This is a genomic window from Candidatus Thiosymbion oneisti, from assembly GCF_900092655.1.
Classification (GTDB): Bacteria; Pseudomonadota; Gammaproteobacteria; order Chromatiales; family Chromatiaceae; genus Thiosymbion; species Thiosymbion oneisti.
Genome location: NZ_FLUY01000688.1, coordinates 1 through 5708, shown reverse-complemented (window position 1 = coordinate 5708; position 5708 = coordinate 1). Strand labels below are relative to the sequence as shown.

The 5708-nt window shown below is 60.2% G+C and carries 7 protein-coding genes; all 7 read left to right on the top strand.

The features are described from left to right. A partial coding sequence (locus BQ17_RS07410) for a DUF4351 domain-containing protein (RefSeq protein WP_141699155.1) occupies window positions 1–342 on the top strand: 342 nt, incomplete at its 5' end. Between the two features lie 84 nt (window positions 343–426). After that, on the top strand, window positions 427–1287 hold the full coding sequence (locus BQ17_RS07405; protein WP_089725733.1) for a hypothetical protein: 861 nt from the start codon (window positions 427–429) through the stop codon (window positions 1285–1287). A 551-nt stretch (window positions 1288–1838) separates the two neighbouring features. Continuing rightward, window positions 1839–2036 (top strand): heme exporter protein CcmD, encoded by a 198-nt coding sequence (gene ccmD, locus BQ17_RS07400; protein WP_089725730.1) that lies wholly within the window; start codon window positions 1839–1841, stop codon window positions 2034–2036. Between the two features lie 18 nt (window positions 2037–2054). Further along, on the top strand, window positions 2055–2510 hold the full coding sequence (gene ccmE / locus BQ17_RS07395) for a cytochrome c maturation protein CcmE (protein WP_089725729.1): 456 nt from the start codon (window positions 2055–2057) through the stop codon (window positions 2508–2510). Continuing rightward, on the top strand, window positions 2507–4507 hold the full coding sequence (locus tag BQ17_RS07390) for a heme lyase CcmF/NrfE family subunit (protein ID WP_089725727.1): 2001 nt from the start codon (window positions 2507–2509) through the stop codon (window positions 4505–4507). The genes ccmE and BQ17_RS07390 overlap by 4 nt, the downstream gene beginning before the upstream one ends. 2 nt (window positions 4508–4509) lie before the next feature. Beyond that, entirely contained in the window at window positions 4510–5052 is a 543-nt protein-coding gene (locus BQ17_RS07385; protein WP_089725725.1) for a DsbE family thiol:disulfide interchange protein, read from the top strand. A 3-nt stretch (window positions 5053–5055) separates the two neighbouring features. After that, window positions 5056–5708: cytochrome c-type biogenesis protein (locus tag BQ17_RS07380; RefSeq protein ID WP_141699154.1), on the top strand; the 653-nt coding region annotated here is incomplete at its 3' end.

The window sequence follows — 5708 nt, the reverse complement described above, 5'->3', positions numbered from 1 at the left end:
ATACTGGATCTGTTTGCCGTCATCGACTGGATGATGCGCCTGCCGAATGCACTCGAACAACAGCTATGGCAAGCTATAGAAACCATCGAAGGAGAAATAAAGATGCCCTATGTCACCAGTATTGAACGACTTGCCATCCAAAGAGGCTTGCAGCAAGGCAAACTCGAAGGCGAGACCGAAAAAGCCGCAACTATCCTGGAACGTCTTCTTGTCAAACGCTTCGGCCCCCTCGACGAAGAGACCCGCAAGCGCCTCGAATTGGCCACCCTGGAACAACTCGATCTTTGGACTGATCGCATTCTGGATGTGTCCACGGTAGATGCTGTGTTCGAGCAGCATTGACGCAAGAAAGAGGATACGGAATTCCAGCGCAGGATAGGCGCAGCTTTCACAAGCTCCGAAGTGTGGCAACGGGCCATATAAGCTATGAAGCTACTTACGATTGTTGCTAGTTGGGCGTCAATTACCGGGGGAGTGATTGCCCTGTTTTCTCTTGCCGAGAAAGTAACCCAGGATAGCGCTAAGGAAAGGGTCTCAGCCTGGCTTAAAAATATAAAGATGCCAGCATCTACGGATAACTGGGCAGCTGAATTCGGCCGAATGTTCGACGCGATTTTCGGCGAAAGACATCTGAGTATCAGGTGCTTTCTGGCGTCTAGCGTCGCTTCCGTTTTATCTGTGGTCATAATCAGTATATTGATAGCAAATATAATGCCGAATGAAATCAAAGAAGCCATGCTTCGGGCTATAGAAAATTCTTATGGAAGCCTGATTGGAGGTTATCTTATACTTGTTGGCTTAGTCAATTTATTACCGGATTATGTGTCTTTACTCGAAACCAGGCTGGTCATATCCATTATCGGAAGCTCGGATAAACCAAGCACCATAGCGGTTGCCATACTATTGGATGCCTTTGCTACACTATTGATTTGGTTGATCAGCATTCTATTGTTTTCGACCCTACTTGCCTGGCTCTTCCTTGAGCCCAACTCGTGGTGGTCTGCAATACAAATCATCTGGGAGGAGCTTTTAGGATTAAGCAGCATTGAATTACCAATTGATTATCTCCTTATCACCCTTGCCGGGTCTACGTATTTCACATCGGTTTGGATCTGGCTATATCTTGCCGGTGGCGGCGCTGTCAAACTTTATTATTTTCTTACGAGCAAAACAAAGCTATTCTTTTCATTTCTCGATCTGGAGAGACGGCCGTTCTTGTCTTTGGGATTCGCAGCCTGCATCCTGATAACCATACTTTTTGCAATATTGTCTCCTGTATTAACGTAAGATACTGACCCCGCCCAACAAAATTATTGGAGTTTCCAAATGCTTTATGTGGTCATGATCTCAAGTTGGGAACAATACGGGCGGCGGTCCGACAACTCGGAATCGACTGGAAGATGTTTGAAAGCAACAAATAGCTTCGTCGCCATCTTCATGCAGGTACGGGGACAATGCCATTAAGTTAAGCCTCAAAGCCCCTCTCTCGGCGAGGGTGTCGCAAAAGCGGTGGCATCAGCCGCCAGTCTGTGAAGTTTAAACCACAGAGGACACAGAGAACGCAAAGAATTAGCCGATTCCTTTCTCTGTGTTCTCGGTGTCCTCTGTGGTTCGAAATGACTTTTGCGACACCCTCGGCGGGAGAGGGGTTCAGGGATCGATCAATCACAAACGGCACCGGTGATGCTTAACTTAATGGCATTGGGTACGGGGTATCATCCTGATATGGGAGGCCGACACGACCTGGGTCAAGGTATTAGTGGCACAGGAGCGGTAATCTATCCGTTGCCCGTGAATCGTTCGGAAAACAGACAGACTCTCAATATGTGACGGGTATAATGGATACGTTTTTCGCCCAAGGCGGTTACGCCTTCTACGTGTGGAGTGCCTACGGCATGGCCCTGATCCTGCTGGTCCTGGAGCTGGTGCAGCTCGGCCGCCGGCGGCGTGCCATCCTGGCCCGTCTCGCTCGCTTGCTGAGGTCACAGGTGCTGAAGGCACGGGCGAACAGAGGCATCTCGGTTGCACGTGAATAGTTTGTGATGGGTTAACCAGTGAAGGCCAGACACAAGCGCTTCGTCTTCGTCGCCCTCGCCATCCTGGGCGTGGGCATCGCCGCGGCCCTGGCTATCAGCGCCATGCGCAGCAATCTCTCCTATTTCTTCAGCCCCTCCCAGGTGGCTGCCGGGGAGGCCCCGACGAATGCCCTATTCCGGCTCGGCGGCCTGGTGGTGAAGGACAGCCTGGCCCGGCAAGGGGATGGCCTGACGCTGACCTTTGCGGTCACCGACAATGCCGCCACCCTATCGGTGAGCTACACCGGGATCCTGCCGGACCTGTTCGGCGAAGGCCAGGGCGTGGTGGCCAAAGGCCGCCTGGGTGAGGACGGGGTCTTCTACGCCGAGGAGGTGCTGGCCAAGCACGATGAATCCTATATGCCACCGGAGGTAGCCGACAGCCTGCGGCCCGTCCAGGCAGCGGACGGCACCGAGACGGCCGCGGGCCGATGATCCCGGAACTGGGGCACCTGGCCCTCATCCTGGCCCTGGCCCTGGCTAGCATCCAGGCCATACTTCCCCTCGCGGGCTCTTTCACCCACCGCCGGTCCTGGATGGCGATGGCGCGGCCCCTGGCCTGGGGTCAGCTCGCCTTCTTAAGCCTAGCCTTCGCCTGTCTGCTGTGGGCATTCCTGAGTGACGACTTCTCGGTCCTCTACGTGGCCCGCAACTCCAATCGCCTCATGCCCGCCGTCTACAAGGTCTCGGCCGTGTGGGGCGCCCACGAGGGCTCGCTCCTGCTGTGGGCCCTCCTGCTCGGCGGCTGGGGCGCGGCGGTGGCGGCCTCCGGGCGCAACCTGCCCCCTCAAGTAGCAGCGCGGGTGCTCTCGGTGCTGGGCCTGATCGGCATCGGCTTCCTGCTCTTCATGCTGCTGACCTCCAACCCCTTTACGCGCCTGTTCCCGGTGCCGCCGGAGGGACGGGACCTCAATCCCCTGCTCCAGGACCCGGGGCTGGCCATCCATCCGCCCATGCTCTACATGGGCTATGTAGGCTTCTCGGTGGCCTTCGCCTTCGCCATCGCCGCGCTCCTGGGCGGTAAGCTGGACGCGACCTGGGCGCGCTGGTCCCGGCCTTGGACCACCGTGGCCTGGGTCTTCCTGACCCTCGGCATCGCCCTGGGCAGCTGGTGGGCCTATTATGAGCTGGGTTGGGGCGGCTGGTGGTTCTGGGACCCGGTGGAAAACGCCTCCCTTATGCCCTGGCTGGTGGGCACGGCCCTGATCCACTCCCTGGCGGTCACCGAGAAGCGGGCGGCATTCAAGCGCTGGACCCTGCTCCTGGCCCTGTGCGCCTTCTCCCTGAGCCTGCTCGGCACCTTCCTGGTACGCTCCGGGGTGTTGACTTCGGTGCACGCCTTCGCCACGGACCCCGCCCGCGGCACCTTCATCCTGGTGTTCCTGTGCCTCGTGGTCGGCGGTTCCCTGGCCCTTTACGCCTGGCGCACGCCGGAAGTCTCCGGCGGCGGGCGCTTCGACCCCTTGTCCCGGGAAACCTTTCTCCTGGTCAACAACCTGCTGTTGACGGCCTTCGCCGCCCTGGTCCTGTTCGGCACCCTGGCCCCTCTGATCTACGAGGCCATGGGCTGGGGCAAGATTTCCGTGGGCTTCCCCTGGTTCAACCGGATGTTCCTAGTCCTCATGCCCTTCCTGGCCCTGGTCTTAGGTCTCGGCCCCATGACCCGCTGGAAACGGGATCAGACCGGCCGCTTGGTCAAGGGGCTCGGGATCGCCGCCCTAGTCTCCCTCGCCACCGCCGGCGTGGCCAGCCTGTTCCCACCCAAAACCACGGGCGGCTCCCTGTTGGTCGCCCTGGGCCTGGGGCTGGCGGCCTGGGTGCTCCTCGCCCACCTGGCGGGGCTGCGGGACCGCCTGCGTCGCCGACGGGACATCGCAGCCGTGGCCGCGGACCTGAAGGGCGGCGGACGCGGCTACTACGGCATGCTCCTGGCCCATCTGGGCGTCGCTATGTTCATCTTCGGTGTCACCATGGTCTCCAACTTCGGCAGCGAACAGGACATTCGCATGTCCCCCGGTGACGTCCATGAGACCGCCGGCTACCGCTTCCGGTTCGAAGGCGTGACCACAGTGCCCGGCCCCAACTATCGGGCCGTCCGAGGCCGCTTCCTGGTCTTCCAAGGGGACCGGCAGATCGCGGTGTTGGAGCCCGAAAAGCGCACCTACTTCACCAGCCCCAAGCCTATGACCGAGGCCGCAATCGACTGGGGATTCACACGCGATCTTTATGTCTCCCTCGGCGAACCCCTAGGTGAGAGCGGGAGGGATGGCGACTGGGCCCTGCGTATCTACTACAAACCCGCCGTGCGCTGGATCTGGCTCGGTGGCCTATGCATGGCCCTGGGTGGACTGCTCGCGATCACGGATCGCCGCTATCGGATCACCCGCCGTCGGGCCAAGGTAGCGGCAGACACAGCAACCGCGAGGGTCTGAGGATGGGTAAATTCATCAGCGCCTTGCTACCCCTGGGGATATTCGTCGCCTTGGCGGCATTGCTCTTCAATGGCCTGATGCGCGACCCCAGTGCCATCCCCTCCACCATGATCGACAAGCCCACGCCGGAGTTCTCGCGTCCTAGCCTCCTCGATCCCACCCGGTTAGTCACCCAGGAGGCCCTGCGCGGCGACATCACCCTGGTCAACGTCTGGGGCACCTGGTGTGTAAGCTGCCGGCAAGAGCACCCGCAGCTGCTGCGACTGGCCGGGCGCGAAGGCGTCAAGATCGTCGGCTTCAACTGGCGGGACGAGCGCGCCCGGGCCATCGACTACCTGCGCAGCCACGGCAATCCCTATGCCCTGACCGCCATGGTGGGAGACACGGATCCCCTCATCGTCAACTGGGGTGTGGTCGGCGCCCCCGAAACCTTCTTCATCGACCGCAAGGGCACCATTCGCTACAAGCACACAGGGCCGATCACCCCCGATATCTGGAAGGATCGACTGCGCCCCATCTACGCCACTCTGAAATCCGAGCCTTAGCATATGCGCCCTACCCTGCCTCTGCTCGCCCTGCTTGGGGCCTTGGTGCCCTACATAGCGGGCGGTTACACCCTCGAACAGTTCACCTTCGATACCCCGGAACAGGCCGCCGACTTCCGCGCCCTGCTTACGGAGCTGCGGTGCGTGGTCTGTCAGAACGAGACCCTCGCGGTCTCCCAGGCGGACGTGGCGCAGATCATGCGCGAAGAGGTCTATCGGCTGGTACAGGAGGGCAAGGACGAGGCCCGGATCAAGGGCTACCTGGTGGACCGTTATACCGATCACGTCCTCTACGACCCGCCGTTGAAGCCCTCCACCTACCTGCTCTGGTTCGGCCCCTTTCTACTCATCGCGGTGGGCGCCTGGTTACTGGTCCGCACCCTCCTGCGCAAGCGGCAGGACCCGGATCACGCCCTCTCCGCACCGGAGCGGGAGCAGCTGCGGGAGCTGCTCACCGCCCCCGGACCGGATCAAGACGGATCGGATCGGGATCTCGATAATGGTTCAGGAAGAAACGCTCCGGGGCTGGCTGCTTCGCCCCCTCTCCCGCCGAGGGTGTCGCAAAAGCCCCGCTCCCACCGGGAGGGTGTCGCAAAAGCCCCGCTCCCGGTCTCTGGTTCCCACGCAGCGCCTGGGAACGAGAAAACTCAGCCTGA

Excerpts from the sequence above, each read along its gene's own strand:
- BQ17_RS07385 (WP_089725725.1), top strand. The coding sequence starts at position 4,510 with ATGGGTAAATTCATCAGCGCCTTGCTACCCCTGGGGATATTCGTCGCC.
- BQ17_RS07405 (WP_089725733.1), top strand. The coding sequence starts at position 427 with ATGAAGCTACTTACGATTGTTGCTAGTTGGGCGTCAATTACCGGGGGA.
- BQ17_RS07390 (WP_089725727.1), top strand. The coding sequence starts at position 2,507 with ATGATCCCGGAACTGGGGCACCTGGCCCTCATCCTGGCCCTGGCCCTG.
- ccmD (WP_089725730.1), top strand. The coding sequence starts at position 1,839 with ATGGATACGTTTTTCGCCCAAGGCGGTTACGCCTTCTACGTGTGGAGT.